The following is a 22,764-nucleotide window of genomic DNA, read 5'->3' on the forward strand; positions in this document are numbered from 1 at the left end:
CAATCAACTAACTACTTTGTTAAATGATTATGAAAAAAAAGAATGTATTTTTAGTAATCTTCCTTTTAGCGACCCATGTGGTCGTTTTTGCCCAGAATGCAATTACAGTTTCTGGAGTGGTGTCGGAAGCTAATGGACAGCCTTTGCCTGGGGCAACAGTGCTGGTGAAAGGTACTTCAATCGGTACACAAACAGATTTTGATGGTAACTATGTACTGGACAACGTTCCCAGTGATGGTACATTGGTATTTAGTTACATTGGTTTTACTACCGTGGAAAGTGAGGTCAACAATCAAAATACCATCAATGTATCCCTTCAAGAAGACACTCAACGATTGGATGAGGTGGTGATTGTAGGTTATGGTGAGCAAAAACGATCGGACATTACCGGTGCCGTGGTATCCGTTAAGGCTGAGGAAATTGTCAAAATACCGGCACTGACGGCTACGCAATCCATCCAGGGTAAGGTAGCTGGGGTAAACATTATCGCCAGTGATGCACCTGGTGCTACACCAACTGTGGTGGTAAGGGGTTTGGGCACTGCATTGGGTGGAAGGGAACCTTTCTTTGTGGTGGACGGCCAGCCTTTGCAGGATATTAGAAGCATAAATCCAGCGGATATTGAATCCATTGAGTTTCTAAAGGGCGCCTCTTATGCCAACATTTATGGTATACGCGCTGCAAATGGGGTCATTCTTGTGACTACCAAAAAGGGTAAAAAGGGTAAAATTCAGTTTAATTTTGATTCCTTCTTTGGAATACGATCTGTTTTGAATCGAGTGGAGATGGCCAATGGTGCCCAATATACCCAATTCTTTAACGAGGAGAATGCCGCCATTGGAGGACCACAATTGCAATTAAACCAACGCTACGATACGGATTGGTATGATGAATTATTGCAGACGGGATCCATACAGAGTCATAATTTCTCCGTTTCGGGAGCTTCGGATAAAGTCAATTATTTCTTAAGCTATAATTTTTACGATGAGGAAGGGATTCTTGAGGGCAATACATTTTCCAGGGGAAATATACGGAGTAACAATACCTTCCACTTGTTTGATGACAAGTTTAGAATTATCCAAAACTTAAACATCACCTACACCAACGAAAATCCAAAATCCTTTGGAGCTTTTAATACGGCTTTTCGACAATCTCCACTGGTACCGGTCCGCTATGATAACGGACGCTTTGGACAGTCGTTCTATAATCAAACCACCGGTATTGTAGGTTTTGAAGCGGCCGATGGCGAATCCATTGGGAGGTTGAACAGTGCTGGAAATCCAATTGGCCAGCTGTTTTTTGATGATGTGAACCAAAACACAACAACTTTACAGGGACAAATAACCGCTGAAGTGGATATAACGAAGAATTTAAAGGCTACGGGAAGATTTGGTGCTACCCAAGGTTTTGTGAAAAGGAATGAGTTTGATCCCATACGACAACGGTGGTTGAATGACGATCCAGTACGGACCGAAGCACAATTTGAAGAAGGTCGGGCGGATTTGGATGGTGATGGTATTATTTCAACAGAATTTGCCAATAATAGGTTCACTGTAAGGGACGAGGAATTTTTCCGTTGGAATGTGGAAGGTTTTTTAACTTTTGACAAGTCTTTTAACCAACATAATGTTTCGGCCACTGTTGGCCTCAGCCGTGAGAACTTTGGTGGACGGGAAATTATGGAAGCAGAAGGCTTTGATGTGTTTGATGAGCCCAGACTGCGCAATTTGAACTTAAGGACCTCTGCTTTCTTCGACAACACCGTAACCCAGGAATTTAACCAATCCACCAACCTGCAGTCTTATTTTGCCAGGGCGGAATACGACTATGCTGAAAAATATTTTGTACGCGCGGTAATCCGAAGGGATGGAACGAGCGACTTTATAGATGGGAAGAATTTCTTTGATAACTTTCCAGCCTTTAGCGTAGGTTGGACTTTAACGGAAGAGGATTTTTTAAAGGACAACGAGCTTGTTGATTTTCTCAAAATTTTTGGGGGTTGGGGTCAATTGGGGAATGCCAATGTGCCCATTAATGTCCAACAAATCCGCACCGATCCCGATTCTGGAAACCAGAATTACGTATTTGGACCAACACAGGATCTAATTTTTGGAGCATCATTTGGAAGTCCTGTTTTCCCTTTACAGTGGGAGGTGACCGAAGAGTGGGAAGCCGGATTTGATTTTGCCATGCTGGATCGTAAGCTGTCCGGTACGCTTACCTACTACGACCGTGTCAATACCAACGCCATACTAAACGTACAGCCACTTTTAAACTCCGTTGCAGAAGATGATTTTAATGCCCAAGCTGCCGAAGTGTCAAATTCTGGCGTGGAAGTTTTAGTGAATTGGAGGGATCAAATAGGTCCGGACTTCAGTTATAATGTAGGGGTCAATTTCTCAACCAACAGGAATAGGGTGGAAAATGTGGAGACCGCATTTGATGGGGAAGTTGGAGGTAGTTTGAATAATGGACAGATTACCAAGAGACTGCAGGAAGGACAACCCATATTTGCGTGGTGGTTGTTGGAAGCCGATGGAGTCTGGCAAAACCAGGAAGAGATAGATAACAATCCTTCCGTAGGCAATGCTCGTCCAGGTCATCTGAGGTATGTGGACCAAAATGATGATGGGGTGATTGATGATAGGGACAAACGTTTTTTCGACAATTACCTGCCCACCTTTAACTATGGTATCACTATAGGCGCCCAATACAAAAATTTTGATTTTAGCTTGGACGGATTCGGAGTTGGAGGCAATAAGGTTTATAATGGATTGGCCAATACCCGATTACAGAGTGTGAATATTTCTGAGGAAGTCTTCAACAGCCGTTGGACCGGGGAAGGATCTACCAATACTGCACCTGGGGCTGATAGGGATGCCTTAGCCTCTTCTTTTTGGTTGGAAGATGGGGATTTCTTCAGAATCAACAATATCACCATTGGCTATACTTTTAATCAAATGGGTTTCTTGGATAGGGCAAGACTGTATTTTACGGCACAAAACCCCTTTATGTTTACCAACTATTCGGGCTTTACCCCGGAATTGAATCAAAGTGGAACGGATGCCGCAGGAAATCCAACTTTTGGCAATCCACGTTTTGGAACAGGAATTGAATTGAACGCATATCCCACAACCCGAACCTTTATTCTTGGACTTAACGTACAGATTTAATGAAAGCACGGATTAAAAATACAAACATCATGATTACAGAAATAAGAACAATTGTATTGGGCCTTGTTATCTTCACCTGCCTTTTAGGCTGCGATGATTTTGTAGAGGAGGTCGAAATAGTGGATCCCACCGCAGAAGAAAGCGGGGAGGATTTCCAACCCATCCAGTTTGTTACTGGAGTTTATGGAAGACATACGGATTTTGCCTACGCCTTTTCATTTTTGGGCATTACTGAAATTATATCCGACAACGCGGACAAAGGGAGCGCCCCAACGGATACTGGAGCGGACAAGGATCAATTGGATGGGCTTACCCATACGCCTTCCAGTGTCTCCATTAGGGCCATGTGGACCCAATGGTACAAAGCTATAGGTAGGGCCTCATTGGCCATAGAATTTACCGAGAATTTTGAGCCCATTGACGAAGGTTTGCGCACCCGGTTGATCGGGGAATGTAAATTCCTAAGGGCCTTAAACTATTTTTGGCTGGTGCGCACTTTTGGTGATTTGCCCCTGCAGGATGTAGATCTTATAGAGCGCGTACCCACTTCCGAAGTATATGCGTTCATAGAACAGGATTTAATGGAAGCCATTGCTGCGCTTCCAGAAAAGAGTGAATATCCCCCACAGGATTTAGGTAGGGCTACCAGAGGGGCGGCACAGGCACTTTTGGCAAAAGTATATTTGTACCAGGAAAGATGGCAAGATGCTGCGGATATGGCAAATACCGTAATGAATTCAGGGGAATACGATCTGGAACCGGATTATGCCACCGTATGGAGGGCGACTACTGAAAATGGTATCGAATCCATTTTTGAATTGCAAGGACGTGGAGAAATCATAGCCCATGGAATACAACAGTATTCCTCTACACAAGGCGCTCGGGGACCGGATGGATTTGGTTGGGGCTTCAACACACCATCAGAGGATTTGCTGAATGCCTTTGAGTCTGAAAATGATGCCATTCGCAGGGATGCTACCATTATTTTTAGGGGAGAGACATTATTTGATGGAAGGGTAATCAACCCGGGAGTGGAAAATCCACGGTATAACGAGAAGGCCTACTCCAGTCTAAATGCCGGTCAAGGGGATGGGGACAAAAATATCCGTATACTTCGATTTGCCGAGATTCTGTTGATACGGGCCGAAGCGTTAAACGAGCTGGGGCAATCCAGTGAAGCCCTAGTTCCATTGAACCGAGTACGTAGCAGGGTTAGCCTGCCGGATGTAACCGCAACCAACCAGAATGAACTTAGATTGGCCATTTGGAAAGAACGTAGATTGGAATTGGCTATGGAGCATGATAGGTGGTATGATCTGTTGCGCCAAGGTAGGGCGGCAGAGGTAATGAATGCCCTTGGTTTCCCTTTTGAAGTGGGCAAACATGAATTATATCCCATCCCAAATGATCAGTTGATACAAACACCGGAAATGCGACAAAACCCCGGATGGTAGGTAGCAACTGAATGAAACATGAGAGTAGTATTTGAGTTTAGTTTAAGTTTAGTTTTTGTAGTGGTCATTGCATCTTTGGTAGCAGGGTGCAATGGCCCTAAAACTTTGGAAAAAGAAGAGGTAATTTCATTGGATGATACCACAGTGACTTCCCTATCCGATGAAGAACTCATGGATTTGGTCCAAAAAGAGACCTTTAATTATTTCTGGGAAGGGGCGGAACCCATTTCAGGTATGGCTCGGGAAAGGATCCATATGGATGGTATATATCCTTCCAATGACCGGGATGTGGTAACTACCGGAGGCTCAGGTTTTGGTCTAATGGCCATTCTGGTGGGTATTGAACGTGGGTTTATTTCCCGTGAAGAGGCCCTTGAACGTTATGAAAGGGTAGTGGACTACCTCGCTAAAGCGGATCGTTTTCACGGTGCCTGGCCCCATTGGCTTCATGGTCCCACAGGAAAAACGCAACCCTTTAGTCCCAAAGATGATGGGGGTGATTTGGTGGAGACGGCTTTCCTTGTACAAGGCTTGCTAACCATAAAGGAATATTTTGAAGCGGGTTCTGAGCGTGAAAAACAACTTGCACGCAATATCCAACAGCTATGGGAAGAAGTGGAATGGGATTGGTATACACAAAATGGACAGGATGGTCTCTATTGGCATTGGTCCCCAAACTTTGGTTGGGATATGGACTTCTTTGTAAGGGGTTACAATGAAACCCTGATTATGTATGTATTGGCCGCTTCTTCGCCTACACATCCAATTTCAAAAAAGGCGTATGATGTGGGTTGGGCAAGGAATGGGGATATTTCCAATGGCGTTATATATTATGATCTGGATACGGAACTGGACCATTATCCAGGCAACACATCACCGGTTGGACCGCTTTTTTGGGCACATTATTCCCATATGGGACTACCCCCCAAAGGACTTAAGGATGAATACGGGGACTATTGGAAGCTCAATACCCATCATGCACAAATTCATTATAGACACTGTGTTGCGAATCCAAACAATTACGAAGGCTATTCGGGAAAGTGTTGGGGCTTGACCTCAAGCTATTCCATGAAAGGCTATGCAGGGCATAGACCTGATCAAGACTTAGGGGTTATTTCACCTACCGCAGCATTGGCATCAATGCCGTATACCCCTAAAGAGAGTCTTGCCTTTTTACGATTTATGTATGAAGAACAAGATAGTCTTATTGGAAAATATGGTCCTTACGATGCCTTTAGTTTTGAGCACGATTGGTATTTGCCCAGATATTTGGCAATTGATCAAGGCCCTATTCCCGTTATGGTTGAAAATTATAGGACAGGGCTGCTCTGGAAATGGTTTATGAAAAATGGGGATGTCCAGCGCGGACTGACCAAATTAGGATTTTCCTATGAACCATAGGACTAACTTGATCAAGTAGTCGGCAATTCTTTTTTATGAACGGGAAGACAATGCTCCAACCAAAAGCGGAATACCCTGAAAGGGCTTTTATCACAAAATATTTGAAAATGACTTTACATAAACAATGTCTAATTGTTTTTTTGTTTTACACCTTCATTCAACTTTGTGCACAGGAAAGGAGTTCCATTCCCGAAGTCCAAGAGCTTTTGGACAAAATGACTTTGGATGAAAAAATAGGGCAATTGAACCTGCTCACCCCTGGCGGAGGGGTAGCAACAGGTGCGGTTGTTAGCAAAGACGTGGAGAACAAGATAAAATCGGGTCAGGTTGGAGGTCTTTTTGGGGTGTCCGGCCCGGACAAAGTGAGAATTGCCCAAAAAATTGCCGTCAAAGATACCCGGTTAAAAATCCCGTTGTTAATTGGTTCCGATGTCATTCATGGATACAAGACCACTTTTCCAATTCCCTTGGGACTTTCTTGTAGTTGGGATATGGAGTTGATAGAAAAAACGGCCCGACTTGCAGCAATTGAGGCAACTGCCGACGGTATCAATTGGAATTTTTCCCCCATGGTGGATATTGCCAGGGACCCGAGATGGGGTCGTATTGCCGAAGGGGCAGGGGAGGACCCTTACCTGGGTTCCGCCATCGCAAGGGCCATGGTTCAAGGGTATCAAGGAACCGACCTATCCCACCCAAATACTATGCTTTCCTGTGTAAAACATTTTGCCTTGTATGGCGCTTCACAGGCAGGACGTGATTATCATACAGTGGATATGGGCAAAATCAAAATGTTCAACCAATACTTGCCTCCGTACAAGGCGGCCGTGGACGCCGGCGTGGCATCCGTAATGACTTCCTTTAATGATGTTGATGGAATACCGGCGACCGGGAACCGATGGCTATTGACCGATTTGTTGCGTAATCGATGGGGATTTAATGGATTTGTGGTTTCCGATTATACTTCTTTGAATGAAATGATGTTCCACGGCCTTGGAAATCTTCAGGACGTATCGGCACTATCCTTAAAGGCCGGCCTGGATATGGATATGGTAGGCGAGGGTTTTTTGACCACACTCAAAAAATCCATAGCGGAAGGTAAGGTGACGGAAGAGGAAATAAATCGGGCCTGTACAAGGATCCTGGAGGCAAAATATACGCTGGGACTTTTTGATGACCCTTATCATTATTTGGATAGTAGTAGACCCAAAAAAGATATTCTCACTCCAAAAAATCGACAATTTGCCAGAGAAGTCGCAGCGCGCTCCTTCGTATTGCTTAAAAATCACAAAGCTATTCTTCCCCTAAGGAAAAATGCCAAAATTGCGTTGGTGGGACCTTTGGCGGACAGCCGTAATAATATGTTGGGAACCTGGGCACCCACTGGAAATCCAGATTTGGCAGTAACGGTTATTGAAGGATTTAAAAAGGTGGCCCCAACGGCAACCATTGCCTATGCAAAGGGTGCCAATATCACCGATGATAAAGCGTTGGCAAAAAAAGTTAACGTCTTTGGGCCCAGGGTAGTAATTGATAAACGCTCACCGGAGGCCATGATCAAGGAAGCGGTGGATGTGGCAAATTCCGCAGATGTAGTTGTGGCCGTTGTGGGCGAAGCTACCGAGATGAGCGGTGAATCGGCCAGTCGTACGGATATTTCCATTCCAAAAAGTCAAAAGAAGTTGATTCGAGCCTTGGTGGCCACGGGTAAGCCCGTTGCTTTGGTATTGATGAGCGGTCGGCCACTTAGCATTCCCGAAGAGTACAACATGCCTGTTGCCATATTGCAGGTTTGGCATCCCGGAGTTGAAGCTGGAAATGCCATTGGGGATGTGGTTTTCGGCAATTACAACCCATCTGGAAAATTGTCTGCCACCTGGCCAAGAAATGTGGGTCAAATACCTATCTATCATAGCGTTAAAAATACAGGAAGACCAAACCCGGAAGGAAAGTACGAGAAATTCAAAACAAATTATCTTGATGTTCCCAATACGCCGCTACTGCCCTTTGGATATGGACTGAGCTATACCACTTTTGCATACTCCAATTTAAGATTGGACAAAACGGAAATTAGTGGCAATCAAAGTGTCAACGCAACTGTGACCGTTGAGAATACGGGGGATTACGATGGTGAGGAAGTCGTACAGCTCTATTTGAGTGATGTGGTAAGAAGCATAACCCCACCAAAACGCCAACTCAAAGGATTCAAGAAAGTAATGTTAAAAAAAGGGGAACGTAAAGAGGTAACGTTAACAGTATCTTCGGATGATTTGAAGTTTTACAATGGTAACCTGGAATTCATAGCAGAACCAGGGGAATTTGTTATCTATGTAGGTACGGATTCAAATGCGGAACTCTCCAGTTCCTTTATACTAAAATAAGTGGGTATGGTGGAAAAGTATTTTGTTAGGGCAGTTTTTTTGATGATTTTATTGTTCCATACGCTGTTGCAGGGTCAGGAGCGTTACAAAGATTCGTTGTTTTCCACTATTGGGATAAAAACGTTGACCTATGCCGATACCTTGCAATTGGATTTCTATTCCCCAAAGAACGATACCGTTCAAAAAAGGCCTTTGCTGTTGCTGGTCCATGGAGGTGGTTTTGCATCTGGTAAAAGGGACAATCCCTTGGAGCGTAAGTTTTGTAAGAAAATGGCGCATAAAGGGTATGCAGTGGCCTCAATAAGTTATCGATTGGTTCGAAAGGGAAAGGGCTTTGGGTGTGATTGCCCTTCCGTTGAAAAGGTGGAGACCTTTAAGCAGGCTACCCAGGATGTGGCCCGGGCCATCAACTTTTTGGACGAAAGAGGGGATGAACTGGGCATAGATTCGGAAAAGGTGGTCCTTGTAGGGAGTAGTGCCGGCGCTGAGGCGGTTTTGAATACTGTTTTTATGCAATATCACCACGATTTTAAGGGGATATCCTTCCCCAAAAAAAGATTTGCCGGGGTTGTTTCTTTTGCAGGAGCGGTGTTACATATCGATTACATTGCCCAAGAGACTGCAGTCCCTACCTTGTTGTACCACGGGGAAATGGATGGATTGGTGCCCTATGGGGCCGCACCCCACCATTATTGTGATCCAAGATCGGAGGGGTATTTGATTTTGGGGGGATCCCAGGCCATAGCTGAAAGACTAACGCAATTGGATATGTCCTATACCTTGATGTATGACCCAAAGGGAAATCATGATTGGGCCAACCTGGCTTATGCACGAACAGATGAGGTATCCGAATTTATTAAGGAGGTAATCCTTGACGGGGTTTTTACACAATCAAAAATTCGTTTGGAATGAAAGGGCCGGGCATAAAAATCAAACTGTTGCCATTTTTGGTTTTGTTGGGTTTTTTGGCCTGCAAAGAGAAAGAAACTGTTAAGCGGCCGAAGGGGAAAAGCCCGAACATTGTTTTTATTATGTCCGATGACCATGCTTATCAAGCCATCAGTGCCTATGGTCACGAAATTGGGAAAATTGCACCTACACCCAATATTGATCGTATTGCGCAGAACGGGGCAAAGTTCAATAGGGCCTACGTTACAAATTCCATTTGTGGCCCTAGCAGGGCGGTAATACTTACTGGTAAGCACAGTCATATTAACGGGTTTCGGCAAAATGGCGAACGGTTTGATGGTTCCCAGCCCACCTTGCCAAAGTACCTTAAAATGATGGGGTACCAAACCGCCATTGTGGGTAAGTGGCACCTGCATGACTGGCCTCAGGGGTTTGACTATTGGAACATTTTACAAGATCAAGGGAATTACTACAATCCTGATTTTATTGACAATGGCGATTCCATTAGGGTAGCGGGTTACACGAACGATTTAATTACGGATAAGGCGCTTTCCTGGCTAAAGGAAAAAAGGGACAGTACTCCCTTTCTTTTGATGGTACAACATAAGGCCCCCCATAGAAATTGGATGCCGGCACTCCGCCATGCCAATAAATATGATAGCATTGACATTCCCATTCCGGAGACCTATTTTGCGGAACACGACCATCAGCAAGCGGCTGGGGAACAACAGCAAACCATATATAAGGACATGTATGAAGGGCATGATTTAAAATTGACCAGAGCTGCAGGTAGTTTGGAACTGGCCAATAATCCCTGGCCGTCCGATTTTGGACGAATGACCGAACAACAGCGCGCACAATGGAATGCGGCCTATCAGCCTAAAAATGAGGCCTTTCATAAAGCAAAACTTAGCGGAAAGGAATTGGCACTCTGGAAAGGCCAACGCTATCTTCAGGACTATTTGGCTACCGTAGCCTCCGTGGATGAAGGTGTTGGAAAGGTTTTGGATTATTTGGAAGCATCCGGTTTGGATGAAAACACCATTGTTGTTTACACGTCCGATCAGGGTTTTTATTTGGGGGAAAAAGGTTGGTTTGACAAGCGTTTTATGTACGAAGAATCGTTCAGGACACCCCTTTTGATACAGTATCCCGGTGTCATTGAAAAAGGGAAACAAGTGGATGCCATGGTTCAAAATCTGGATTTTGCCCAGACCCTATTGGATTTTGTGGGGGGTGGGGAATACAGCTCGGGGATGCAGGGAGCGTCCTTGGTCCCTTTGTTGACCAATACTATGGAAGAGGAGGATTTTAGGGACATCATTTATTACCACTATTATGACTATCCCGCATTTCATATGGTAAAAAAGCATTACGGAGTGCGCACAAAACGATATAAATTGATACATTTCTATGACGATATCGATAGTTGGGAGTTCTACGACCTTAGGGAAGACCCTAAGGAATTGGACAATAAAATGGACGATGCCGCATATCAGGATATCATTAAGACCATGAAGGTCAGACTGGATTCCGTACAAAGGCTGTATAAGGTCACCGAAAAGGAATTTGGACAAGCTCCAAAGGAAAAGGTAGAGAAAGCCTTCGAAACATTTAAAAAATTGAGGGGGACACCGATGCAATGAAAAAGAAGAAAATCATAATTGTGCTGACCATGGCCTTGACCTCCCTTTCTTTTGGCCAACAACTTAACGTCCTGACCTATAACATTAGATATGATAATCCTTCGGATGGGGTAAATGGTTGGGATAAGAGAAAGGATTTTATGGTATCGCAGTTGAATACCTATCGTCCGGATGTTTTCGGCATTCAAGAGGGTTTAAAACATCAAGTGGATTATTTGAAAAATAATCTGGATGGATACACCCACTTTGGTGTAGGTCGGGATGACGGTAAGAAAGCTGGAGAATACACCGCTATATTTTTTAATGGGGGAAAACTAAAATTATTGGATAACGGTACTTTTTGGTTATCGGAAACCCCGAATAAACCTTCCAAAGGGTGGGACGCTGCTATTAAAAGGATCTGTACGTATGGCCTTTTTGAAAATAGGGGTGATGGGAATCAATTTTTTGTGTTCAATACCCATTTTGACCATGTCGGCGAAGTGGCCCGATTGGAAAGTTCCAGATTAATACTGTCCAAAATAAAGGACCTAAACCGTTCCCGATTACCAGTAATCCTGATGGGTGATTTTAATCTGGAACCAGATACCCCTGGGATTCAATTAATTTCAGGAAAACTGGAAGATTCGCACCAGGCAGCTGGTACAAATTCCCATGGACCAAGAGGTACGTTTAATGGGTTTGAAATGCAAAAGGACGTTACTAGAAGAATTGATTACATCTTTTTTGATCCCTCAGGATTTAAAATCCTCAAAAGTAGCATTGTAAACGAATCAAAGGAGGGGCTTTATCCTTCGGACCATTTTCCGGTTTATGTTGAATTAACCTTCAAATAGATGATACGGACCAATGCAATTGTACGCAAAACCAATGAATGAAATATCATGGAATGAAACTTCGATATCCATATATTCCCAGCAATCTTTATTGGAGTACGAATAAATTGACATGAATAGGAAAAAAAATAGGACCACAGTAATGGATAAGCGGAAAACCCGCATGTTTAAAGCTGCCACTTTGTTGTTGGTCTTCGTCTTTTTTGTTTTGATGGAAGTGATACTTCGAATATCGGGTTATGGGAGCGATTATCCTCTTTTCATTCCCGTGGAAAATGATACTTTATTGGTACAAATGAACCCCAAAATTGCAAAGAAGTATTTTGGGGATGGTGAAAATGCGACAGTAGGATTTCAGGAGTGGTTACAAAAAAACAAGGACTCGGATAGGTTTCGTGTTTTTGTATTGGGAGCTTCTACGGCAGTTGGGTATCCTTATAAAAAGAACGGTTCTTTCCACAGATGGCTGCAATATGCCCTGAACACTACTTTCCCGGATAAAAAAATTGAAATAATAAACCTCTCATTAACGGCGGTCAATTCCTATACCCTTTTGGACTTTACCAAACAGTTGGTGGATTACGAGCCCGATGCGCTCTTGATTTATGCAGGCCATAACGAGTATTATGGCGCATTGGGTGTAGGGGCTTCCAATTCGATGATAAGAAATCCACGATGGGTCAATATGGCATTGCAAATGAAAAGTTTGCGTCTGGTTCAATTGGTTGAGTCAGGTATAGCTGCAGTAGTACACATTTCGGGTCCGGATAGGGAAAAAAGAACTACCCTGATGGAAAAAATGGTAGCAGACCGTAAAATTCCCTATGGTTCCAAAAAATACCAACAGGGCATACAACAATTTAATTACAACTTTGAAAAAATCGCCGAACACACTCAAAATTGGGGTATTCCAGTTTTTGTGTCCACATTGGTAAGCAATGAAAAAGGGTTAAAACCCTTTGTGGGCATTGATGAAAATCCTAAAACTTCAGCGGACCATTATTTTGATCTCGCGAATCAAGCACTTGGAAAGGGAGATTTAGTAGGGGCAAAGAACAATTTTGTTTTGGCCAAAGAATACGATCAACTCCGTTTTAGGGCCCCAAAGGCAATAAATGACGGAATAAAAGAACTTTCAAGGACATATTCCCATATTTTTTTGGTGGACACCAAGTCCAAATTTGAGTCCTTATCGGATGACGGGATTATTGGAAACTCTTTTTTATGGGAACATGTACATCCCAATTTGGAAGGGTATTCCCTTTTGGCCCATTCTTTTTACGAGGTGATCCTGGATTCAGACTTGTTGGGTACAGCACACGGACCTGTACTGTCGTGGTCAGCTTTGAAACAACAAATGCCCATAACCAAGGTTGATGAAGCTGCTGGGATGTACGAGATTTTACAGTTGAAGGAAGGATGGCCTTTTTACGAACCTATGCCCGAAATACGCAAGGATTCCTTAAGTGTTGCCGAAAGATTGGGAGGTAAATGGGCCGTGAACTTGATCGGTTGGGATGAAGCCATGCAAACACTTTATGGGCATTATCAAAGGGAAGGAAAAGTTGAAATGGGCCTAAAGGTTGCTGAGGGACTTACATTGGAATATCCCCATGAAGCGCGATTTCGAATTGAAAGTGCCCTTTTAGCCCTTAGGCTTAAGAAAATGGAAAAAGCAGCCCATCATTTTAAGAAGGCCCTTGAGCTGGACCCATCTAGGGAAAACAGTAAAAAAATTGCTGTAACTTTAGTTGAAGCAGAGGCTTATAAAGCTTCTTTACCTTATTTGGAATACGCCATGGAAAAATCAAATGGCGATAACCAATTGCGTGGAATTTATGGAGCGGTCAAACGTATTGTTAAGGATGGGGCCACGGATAGTGTTGCCTTGGCTGAAAGTTATATTTTGCTTCGAAAGCGAACAAAAGCAGTTGAGGTACTAAAGAATATATTGGATAAAGATCCGGACAACGGCAAAGCTTTGCTGTTGTTGGAAAACATTAATTGATATGGAAACCTTAAAAGAGTTTGGATTGTTTCTAAGAACCAGAAAAAGGTATTGGTTGATTCCGGTACTGTTGGTGTTACTTTTCATAAGTATTATTGTGGTCGTAACGGCCAGTTCTGCTCTAGCGCCCTTTATATACTCTTTGTTCTAAAACCCATTGGGCCTATTTGGGATGAAGTAAAAATTGAAGGCGTTTTTGAATTGGGTAGCCGAGGTACGCAAACAAAAAACACAAAATAGGTGTAAAAAGACCTTTTTTCAGCTATTTCGGAAGGAATTAAAAGTGTTATAGGTGAAGATTTCTGTAAAGCAATGCTTAGAGGTGGGTATATTGACCACATTGGCCTGTTTGGTAATCTTCCTTTTCTTTCCCCAAAGATTGTATTGGGTATGGATTTCAGTATCCGCTCTGGTGTTGGCCCTTATTTTCCCGAGGACCTTTCAACCTATGGCTTTTTTATGGTTTGGCCTCGCTAAGGTATTGGGTTTGGTTTCAACCAAGATATTGCTTACGGTCACTTTTTTTTTGTTGATTGTTCCCATGGGTTTTCTTCGTAAGCTATTGGGTAGGGATGAGCTAAAACTTAAGCAGTTCAAAAAGTCCAATGCGTCCGTTCTTTCCATCCGGGAACACCGCTATGGGCCCAATGATCTAAAAAACACATTTTAATGGCAAAGGTAATACTGGGGTTCTCCGCTTTTTTTCATGACAGCGCAGCGGCTTTGCTGGTCGATGGAAAAATTGTGGCCGCTGTTCAAGAAGAGCGTTTCACACGGGTGAAAGGAGATGCTTCCTTTCCTGAAAATGCCATGAAATATGTACTTCAAGAAGCCAACGTTTTGCCCGGAGAGTTGAGTGCCATTGCCTTTTATGAAAAACCCTTATTAAAATTTGAGCGGTTGCTGGAAACCTATCACGCCTTTCCGCCCAAAGGCCTTGGGAGTTTTTTAAAAGCCATGCCCTTATGGTTAAAGGACAAGCTGTTTGTTAGGAAAAAAATTAAGGAGTACTGCAAAAAAATGGGTTTTCAAAACGTTCCCATCCATTTTCCGGAACATCATCTTTCGCATGCTGCCAGTGCCTTTTATCCCAGCCCTTTCGAAAAAGCGACCATATTGACCGTAGATGGCGTAGGTGAATGGGATACGATGGCCATTGGTATGGGTCAAGGGAATGGCATCAAAATATTACGGGAACAACACTTTCCACATTCTTTGGGGCTACTGTATTCTGCCTTCACTTATTTTTTGGGTTTTAGGGTCAATAGTGGGGAATACAAAATGATGGGACTCGCTGCCTACGGCAATCCTGAAGCAAATGAGACTATGGAATATGCTCAAAAGATAGTGGATCATGTTGTGGATATTCGGCCAGATGGTTCGGTGCTGCTCAATATGGACTACTTTGATTTTGCAGTTCATCTGACGATGACAAATGATAAAAATTGGGAGGGCCTTTTTAATCTTCCCCGCAGGAAAGCTGAGGGAAAACTTACGCAAAAACATGCAAATCTAGCTTTGGCTGCCCAACGGGTATTGGAGGATTGCATGTGTAAATTGGCAAATACGGCCGTTGGTTTGACCGGCTGCCGTAATTTGGTAATGGCTGGCGGGGTTGCCTTAAATTCCGTGAACAACGGAAAAATGTTGCGAAACGCAAATATTGAAAACTTGTGGATTCAACCTGCGGCAGGAGATACCGGAGGTGCACTTGGAGCTGCCTTGGCCGTTTGGCATATTGCCATGGATAAGGAACGAAAGGTTTTGTATCCGGACATGATGAGTGGTGCATATCTTGGTCCGTTGTACCCAGAACAACATATCTTACATATTGCCAGGAAGAACATTGATCTGAATCCACAACAAATTGACAACGAAGATGCGCTTTTGGAGCTGACTGCCAAGGCTATTTCAGCGGGTAAAATTGTTGGCTGGTTTCAAGGAAGAATGGAATTTGGTCCAAGGGCATTGGGAAATCGAAGTATCTTGGCCGATCCACGAAATCCCGAAATGCAGGAAAAAATCAATAGAAAAATCAAGTTTCGAGAGAGTTTTAGGCCTTTTGCCCCTAGTGTTTTGGAAGAGAATGCCCAAGAATACTTCGAGCTTAGTGAAAGTTCACCATATATGCTTTTTGTTCAAAAAGTGAAATCAAACCGATTGACATCAATTGAAAAAACAGCGACCGGTCTAAAAGAACGACTTTCCCAGATACGCTCGGATATTCCATCGGTTACCCATGTTGATTTTTCGGCTAGAATACAAACGGTAAACAAGAACTCCAACCCCAGGTATTGGAGGCTGTTGAAAGCCTTTAAGGATAAAACGGGATATGGAATATTGATCAACACCAGTTTCAATGTAAAGGATGAACCTATTGTATGCAGCCCAACGGATGCCATACAATGCTTTAGACAAACGGATATGGATATACTGGTTCTGGGAAATGTGGTTTTTAGAAAAAGCCAAGAAGGGTTTTGATCAATAACAGGACCATAACCAGGCCAAAAGTCAATCGCAGCCATTTTGGGGACATTCGCTGTCCCAGTTTAACTCCCCAAGGTGCCGAAACGAAAATCCCCAAAAGTATTGGGAGGACCAGGCCTAGGGAAATATATCCGAATTGCATGGGGAGTCGCTTAGGGATGATTTGTTCCGAAGTAATGTTGAGGTAGCTCAAACTCACGGACAAAGCCAGTAGCATTACTACTCCAATTGAAATGGAAACGGTTTTTTTAAAGGGTATTCCAAAAATGTCGATCAATGCTGGAATCAAAACAATTCCACCTCCAAAACCTGAAAGTGCAGAGATTGTCCCGGTAAAACTCCCAAGGATGGGGTAGGACCATTTACTATCCTGTATTTTCTGTTGGAGGATTGTAGTTTCGGTTTTTGGCCTAAAAAAAAGAAATTGAACACAGACCGTTAGCACCAAGATAAGAAAGAGGATATCAAAATAGGTTTTTGCATACCAGGTGGAGGTCTTGATCCATTCCGAAACAAAAAATGCCGTTACGGCAGCGGGAATCCCCACATAAAGAATCCTCTTTGGGTATAGGTTCCGTATTCTATAATGTTTCAAGACAACGGCAAAGCCATTGAAAACCGTAATGAACAGGGAATGGGCGATAATGTATTTTACCAATTCCTGTCCCTCAAAACCAAAGGGAACAAGAACCAAATCCAAGGCCGGAATTAAAATGATGTTTCCACCCGTCCCCATGAGTCCTGAGTAAAAACCATTAAGTAGGCCCACTGCGCACAATAGGATAATTAGGGTAAGGGTCATGCTTCTCTGCGTTACTTTAAAGGTATTCCAAAAGTGCCGCAAATCCCATCTTTATGGGCATTAAGTTGACCTAGGTCCAAAAACAGGGAATGGTTCGTTTACAATTGATAGGCATTCAGTTGATTCCAGAAAGCACTATCAAACAATTGGGCACTTCCCAATACTGCGGCTTCCTCGCCAATTTCCGAAACCTTAATGTCCACATCCAAACCGAGCTGTTCAAATAATTTTGAACATTTGGGGAGAAAAAAATCGCCTGCTTTGGAGATGTTTCCCCCCATAACAATAACCTGAGGTCGAAATTTGGTGATATAGGGTTTTAAAAAATCGGCTAGGTTTTGGGAAAACTCCGTAAAGATCAGCTCCAAGGCATCGCCATTTTTCTGAACTATCTCTTTTACGCCATTTACTTTTTCATTGGTCAGTTCTTCATACCTGCTAACAAACCATCGTGTGGAAAAATACGCATCCCCAATACCGGACTTAAAAGACTTGTCCCAAAGACATCCATCCTTGGGAATGGTATCCCCTTTTAAACAGGGAACGCCCCTTTTTAAAAAACTTGCCCCTAGACCGGTCCCGAACGTCAATATCAATGAGCGATCGAAAGAGTCAATTCCTGCAAGCGTGGCCAAACCTGCACCAAATGCAGCAGCGTCATTTAGAAAACGGAACCCACATTTTTTGGTCGTGATATAAAAAGGCAATTCGTTGGTTATGGATACGTTATAAAGGCTTTGGAATTTTTCGTTGTTTCCGGTGAATTTTGCGGTTCCTGTTTGGTAATCAAAGGGTCCCGGCATTGCAAATCCTATGGAAACCTCGTCAACCGAATCCTTTTGAGTGGCAATGGCTGCATTCAAGGCCTCTGCCCACTTGCCAAGGATCATCTCCTTAGGGGCTTTACTGTCCACTTTTATGGAGGTAAGGGATTCGGGAACAATTTTTTTGGATTCCAAATCAACCAAGGCACAGGTAATGTGGCTTCCACCAATATCAGCTCCAATGATCATAGTTTTTCCTTTAAGGTTCCAGTGTTACGAATAAAAAATGATGGGCGAATAAAGATACCGCCTTCCGTTAAATTATCCCTTTTGTATGCCCTTTGATTCCATTTTTCCATAGTTCCACAACATCATAAAATTGTTTTTTTGGACTTTCCATGCCCTGTTATTGGTTTAGCTACCACCACATCTCTTTTTCACTGCTTCAATTGCTGCCACGGGCCAACATAAGGGGGAATGAAGCGCTTCTTTTTTCCAGCAAATGCGAAGGCGCAACTTTATCGATGCCTAGCTTCGTATCTTGGCAATGGTTTCAAGTGTGGTCCGTACCAGGTTTTCCAGACCTTTAAAGTCCTCTTTTTCCAATAGGGTGTTGGAAATTAGTTTAGACCCCATACCCACGCAAGTTACCCCGGCATCAAACCAGGCCTTTAAATTGTGTTCTTCCGTACTTACTCCGCCAGTGGGCATAATACTCGTCCAGGGTTGTGGGCCTCTAATCGCCTTTACAAAACCGGGACCATAGGTGGAGCCGGGAAAGAGTTTAACGATTTCACACCCCAACTCTTCGGCCTTGTTAATTTCGGTCAATGATCCGCATCCGGGAGACCACAGTACCTTTCTTCTATTGCAAATACGGGCAATATCTTCCCTAAATGATGGGGTCACTACAAAATTGGCCCCCATTTGTAGAAACAAGGATGCTGCTCCAGCATCGGTAATGGACCCCACGCCCATAATCATTCCGGGTAGTTGGGCCATGGCATACTTGTTCAGTCCCGAAAATACCTCAAAGGAAAAGTCACCGCGTGCGGTGAATTCCATTAGTCGGGACCCTCCGTCATAACAGGCCTTGAGTACTTTCTTTCCGAGTTCAAGGTCTGGGTGATAGAATAGGGGCACCATTCCCGTTGCTCGCATGGTGTTTATGACCTGTAATCTTGAATAGTTCGCCATAGGTATGGTTTTGGATAGCTTATTGTTCTTAGTTGTAGGTAAGGGATTTATCGGACAACTCTGCCCGAGGCATCCCCTCCCAGTAGTTTTTCCACTTCGTCCACGCTAACGAGATTGGCATCCCCCTTTATGGTATGTTTAAGGCAAGATGCGGCTACGGCAAAGTCCAATGCTTTTTGGTCGTCCCCAGGATATTGCAGCAGCCCATAGATCAGTCCACCCATAAAGGAATCGCCTCCGCCAACACGATCAACGATATGGGTAATTTGGTATTGTGGGGATTGGTACAGTTGTCCATCGGCATAAAGAACACCCGCCCAGGTATTGTGCGATGCCGAAATGGATCCCCTTAAGGTAGTAATCACCTTTTTAGCCTTTGGAAACTTCTTCGTTAGCTGTTGGCAGACCGATAAAAAGGCTTCCGCCTTTACCTGGTCTCCCTGGGTGGTGATATCCAATCCTTCCGGTTTGATATCGAAATGTTTTTCGGCATCTTCTTCGTTTCCCAAGATGATATCGCAATACGAGGTCAACTGGGTCATTATAGCCTCGCGATCCCCACCATACTTCCATAATTTGGCCCGATAGTTCAGATCCGTTGAAATGGTCATCCCTTTTTCGCTGGCCACTTTTACCGCTTCCAAACAGGCATCTGCAGCACCCTGTGAAATAGCTGGGGTAATGCCCGTCCAATGAAACTACCCCGCCCCGTTAAAAACACGGTCCCAATCGATCATACTCGGCCGTATTTCCGCCATGGCGGAGTGCGCCCTATCATACACCACTTTACTGCCCCGTGAAACGGCTCCAGTTTCCAGAAAATAAATACCAAGACGGTCGCCGCCAAAGATGATATTATCGGTGCCAACCCCTCTTTTGCGCATTTCCATTAAGGCACATTGACCGATATCGTTATTGGGCAAGCGGGTCACAAAATCCACAGGGACGCCATAATTTGCCAGGGAAACGGCCACATTGGATTCCCCGCCGCCATAAACCACATCAAAACTTGTGGTTTGGGAAAACCGCATAAATCCAGGGGGTGCCAATCGTAACATGATTTCCCCGAAGGTCACTACTTTTTTCATTCGTATTCCTTGTTATATTGATGTTCTGTATTCCATTCTTCTTTTCAACCTTCATTTTTTCATTCAGGTCCTATTTTAAGAATCAATACCTTTTTTTAGCCATTGAAATCCTGGGAAACCCCAACATGGGATTTTAGCATTACAATGGATATCATTCATGTCGTAATGCCATTACAGGATTTACCCTTGCAGCTTTCCAACTCTGCCAACTTACGGTTACCAATCCTATGACCAAGGTGAGTATCCCTGCCAGCATAAAAACCCACCAACTGATGTCTGTTTGCAATGCAAAATTTTCAAGCCAACTCTGAACTAAAAAATAGGCCAAGACACTTCCGACCAAAACAGCGGAGACCATCCATTTTGCAAAATCCTTATTCAATAAGACCAGTACCTCACTTACCTTGGCGCCATTGACCTTTCTAACCCCTATTTCTTTAATACGCTGTTGGGAAGCATGTATTGATAGTCCCAGTAAGCCCAATACCGCAATTAAAACCGCTAAGATGCAAAGGGTGGTGAAAAGTTTCCCAAAACGCACATTGCCATTGTATTGTTGCCCATAATGATCATTGAGGAAATAATGATCAAAGGAACTGGTGGGATAGGCCTCTATCCATTTATCATTCAAATAAGTAACTACTTCTTCAGTTTTGCCATGATAACGAACAACGAAGTAATTGTACCGTCCCCAATCGGTTTTTGTACAATAGAAGAAAACGGGTTTAAAATTGTGGGTAGGGGATTGCTGTCTATAATTCTTTAAAACCCCAATTACGGTTACCTTTTCCTTCTGATAAAGTTCCGGTAACTGGATGTGTTTTCCAACCGCATCATCGGGGCTTTCAAAATTTAAAAGCCTTGCCATTTCTTCATTGATCAGTACCTTGTTCAAGGGATTTGATGTGCCATCAAAATCAATTCCTGCCACCATTTCAAGACCGAGTGTTTCAACATAATCGAAATCGATGTATCCGCCATCGGTTATTTCATGGATTGGGGGATCCACATCCACCCTGTCCACCATATAGCCCATATCCATAAATTGACCGGGAATATCACTGCCGGCCGAAACATGGATTATTGATGCATTGTCCGCAAGTAATTCCCGAAATCGATAGAGTCCTTTTGGACTGGCATCACTGCCAATTGGTGCTTTCAACACAAGGGTCTGATCTAGATCGATTCCGACTTCCTGTGAACGTAGAAATTTCACTTGTTTGTAAACCATTATGGTACCTATCAACAGCACCACCACTGTTATAAACTGGGCAACCACCATGACCTGCTTGAATCTTGAACCGGAACTTTTTGAATTGGGATTCAACAAATAGTTTGGATTGTTCACAAAAAAGAAAATTGTTGAGGCAATTCCAGATAATAAGGTACCAATAACCACAATGCCAATCAATACCCAAACAATGGGTCCATCATTAAAAATGAAGCCCAAACCTCCATGGCCAAAATAAGTGTTGATCAGTCGTGAAGCAAATAGAACAATAAGTAAGGAAAGGCACAGGGAAACCAGATTAACTAAAAAGGCTTCGGCCACAAAATGAAAAGTGATTTGAAATTTTCCCGCTCCCAGTATTGATTTTATGCGTGTGGTGGTGTTTCGTTTTGTGGCCAAGGAGGTGCTTATATTGATATAATTCAACCACGAGATAAGTATGATAATAAAGGTTATGGTAAGGAGGTATTTGGTCTCCGCCCTATTTCCCTTTTTCTCGTGTTCCCACTGTAGGGGTTCATTCAGATGGATTTCAGGGAAATGGACCAATTCCATATCAAAGCTTAAATCCCCATTGGGAACAACACCGCTTCTTTGAAAGAACACCTCCATAATACGGTCTTCCATTTTTTCAATGTCGATATTTTCCACCATGTGCAGGTAAGTGTACGAAATGGCATAGTTCCAAGAATTGTCCAGATCCGGCCATCCCTGTTTCAGGGTTTCCATAGACACCAAAAAGTTGAATTGCAAGTTTGAATTCTTGGGGATATCATAAAAAACACCGGTAATCTCACACTCAAACGGATTACCGGTAGTCGATATGGTCAATACTTTTCCCAATGGATTTTCATTTCCAAAATACTTTTTGGCGGCACTCTCGGAAATGACCATGGTATTGGGCTTGTTCAGCACCTCATGTTTTGCCCCTACCTTTAACGGATAATCAAAAAAGGAAAAAAAGGTGGAATCCACCATAAAAATATGGGGCTCACGGTATTTTAAAACTGAGCCGTTTTCCCTGGCATGGCCAACCACCCTTTCTGATTGATAGACAAGCATCCTAACATAATCAAGAACTTCCGGTAGTTCTTCCTTAAGGGAAGGGCCATACCCATTATCAGTAGTCGCATAGGTGCTGATATAGCCATCATCCGTTCCATAAATGGCATGCATGCGATAGATGTTGTTGGCCTTGGAATGCATTTTATCATAGCTATGTTCAAATCGATAGTGCATGAAAACCGTAATAAATACCGCAAAGCCTGCACTTAACCCAATAATGCACAGTGAAAAGACAAATTTGTGCTTAAAGAAAAGCCGAATTACCGTTTTTAAATCATTGTAGGACATACTTTCTATTTGGTGATTTAGAACTTTGAAACTA

The 22,764-nt window shown here is 43.3% G+C and carries 15 protein-coding genes and 1 pseudogene; 11 read left to right on the forward strand and 5 right to left on the reverse strand.

Going from position 1 to position 22,764, the window contains the following annotated elements; translation table 11 throughout:
- Positions 1-29: 29 nt before the first annotated feature.
- The 11 genes from L0P88_RS18145 (at position 30) to L0P88_RS18195 (ending at position 16,289) form a co-directional block, all read left to right on the forward strand.
- The gene (locus L0P88_RS18145) at positions 30-3,173 is read left to right on the forward strand and encodes a SusC/RagA family TonB-linked outer membrane protein (protein ID WP_247131322.1); all 3,144 of its coding nucleotides are present in this window, start codon (positions 30-32) and stop codon (positions 3,171-3,173) included.
- A 29-nt stretch (positions 3,174-3,202) separates the two neighbouring features.
- Positions 3,203-4,627: a RagB/SusD family nutrient uptake outer membrane protein gene (locus L0P88_RS18150; RefSeq protein WP_247131323.1), complete on the forward strand. Its 1,425-nt coding sequence runs from the start codon at positions 3,203-3,205 to the stop codon at positions 4,625-4,627.
- An 18-nt stretch (positions 4,628-4,645) separates the two neighbouring features.
- Entirely contained in the window at positions 4,646-6,028 is a 1,383-nt protein-coding gene (locus L0P88_RS18155) for a glucoamylase family protein (RefSeq protein ID WP_247131324.1), read from the forward strand.
- 107 nt (positions 6,029-6,135) lie between these two features.
- Complete coding sequence (bglX, locus tag L0P88_RS18160) at positions 6,136-8,409, forward strand: beta-glucosidase BglX (RefSeq protein ID WP_247131325.1); 2,274 nt, start codon at positions 6,136-6,138, stop codon at positions 8,407-8,409.
- A gap of 6 nt (positions 8,410-8,415) precedes the next feature.
- Positions 8,416-9,321 carry an alpha/beta hydrolase gene (locus tag L0P88_RS18165; RefSeq protein WP_247131326.1) on the forward strand — a complete coding sequence of 302 codons (906 nt, stop codon included), beginning with the start codon at positions 8,416-8,418 and terminating at the stop codon, positions 9,319-9,321.
- A complete protein-coding gene (locus tag L0P88_RS18170) occupies positions 9,318-10,964 on the forward strand; it encodes a sulfatase (RefSeq protein ID WP_247131327.1) in 1,647 nt (548 codons plus the stop codon). Before L0P88_RS18165 ends, L0P88_RS18170 begins: the two co-directional genes overlap by 4 nt.
- Positions 10,961-11,800, forward strand: coding sequence for an endonuclease/exonuclease/phosphatase family protein (locus L0P88_RS18175; protein ID WP_247131328.1), 840 nt, complete (start codon positions 10,961-10,963; stop codon positions 11,798-11,800). Before L0P88_RS18170 ends, L0P88_RS18175 begins: the two co-directional genes overlap by 4 nt.
- 112 nt (positions 11,801-11,912) lie before the next feature.
- The gene (locus L0P88_RS18180) at positions 11,913-13,808 is read left to right on the forward strand and encodes a hypothetical protein (RefSeq protein WP_247131329.1); all 1,896 of its coding nucleotides are present in this window, start codon (positions 11,913-11,915) and stop codon (positions 13,806-13,808) included.
- A 1-nt stretch (position 13,809) separates the two neighbouring features.
- Complete coding sequence (locus L0P88_RS18185) at positions 13,810-13,959, forward strand: DUF5989 family protein (protein ID WP_247131330.1); 150 nt, start codon at positions 13,810-13,812, stop codon at positions 13,957-13,959.
- Positions 13,960-14,100: 141 nt separating this feature from the next.
- A complete protein-coding gene (locus tag L0P88_RS18190; protein WP_247131331.1) occupies positions 14,101-14,478 on the forward strand; it encodes an SxtJ family membrane protein in 378 nt (125 codons plus the stop codon).
- Positions 14,478-16,289 carry a carbamoyltransferase gene (locus L0P88_RS18195; protein WP_247131332.1) on the forward strand — a complete coding sequence of 604 codons (1,812 nt, stop codon included), beginning with the start codon at positions 14,478-14,480 and terminating at the stop codon, positions 16,287-16,289. Before L0P88_RS18190 ends, L0P88_RS18195 begins: the two co-directional genes overlap by 1 nt.
- On the opposite strand, the gene L0P88_RS18200 is transcribed toward L0P88_RS18195, so the two are convergent.
- The 5 genes and pseudogenes from L0P88_RS18200 to L0P88_RS18220 all read right to left on the reverse strand — a co-directional run bounded on the left by L0P88_RS18200 (position 16,264) and on the right by L0P88_RS18220 (position 22,730).
- Positions 16,264-17,097, reverse strand: a complete 834-nt coding sequence (locus tag L0P88_RS18200) for a sulfite exporter TauE/SafE family protein (protein WP_247131333.1) — start codon at positions 17,095-17,097, stop codon at positions 16,264-16,266. The two genes, L0P88_RS18195 and L0P88_RS18200, sit on opposite strands and share 26 nt — an antisense overlap.
- Positions 17,098-17,195: 98 nt before the next feature.
- Positions 17,196-18,110, reverse strand: coding sequence for an ROK family protein (locus tag L0P88_RS18205; RefSeq protein ID WP_247131334.1), 915 nt, complete (start codon positions 18,108-18,110; stop codon positions 17,196-17,198).
- A 279-nt stretch (positions 18,111-18,389) separates the two neighbouring features.
- A complete protein-coding gene (locus L0P88_RS18210; protein WP_247131335.1) occupies positions 18,390-19,058 on the reverse strand; it encodes a bifunctional 4-hydroxy-2-oxoglutarate aldolase/2-dehydro-3-deoxy-phosphogluconate aldolase in 669 nt (222 codons plus the stop codon).
- A 47-nt stretch (positions 19,059-19,105) separates the two neighbouring features.
- Positions 19,106-20,146, reverse strand: a pseudogene (locus tag L0P88_RS18215) (PfkB family carbohydrate kinase).
- A gap of 151 nt (positions 20,147-20,297) precedes the next feature.
- The gene (locus L0P88_RS18220) at positions 20,298-22,730 is read right to left on the reverse strand and encodes an ABC transporter permease (protein WP_247131336.1); all 2,433 of its coding nucleotides are present in this window, start codon (positions 22,728-22,730) and stop codon (positions 20,298-20,300) included.
- Between the last annotated feature and the right edge of the window lie 34 nt (positions 22,731-22,764).

Source organism: Muricauda sp. SCSIO 64092 (assembly GCF_023016285.1).
Lineage (GTDB): Bacteria > Bacteroidota > Bacteroidia > Flavobacteriales > Flavobacteriaceae > Croceivirga.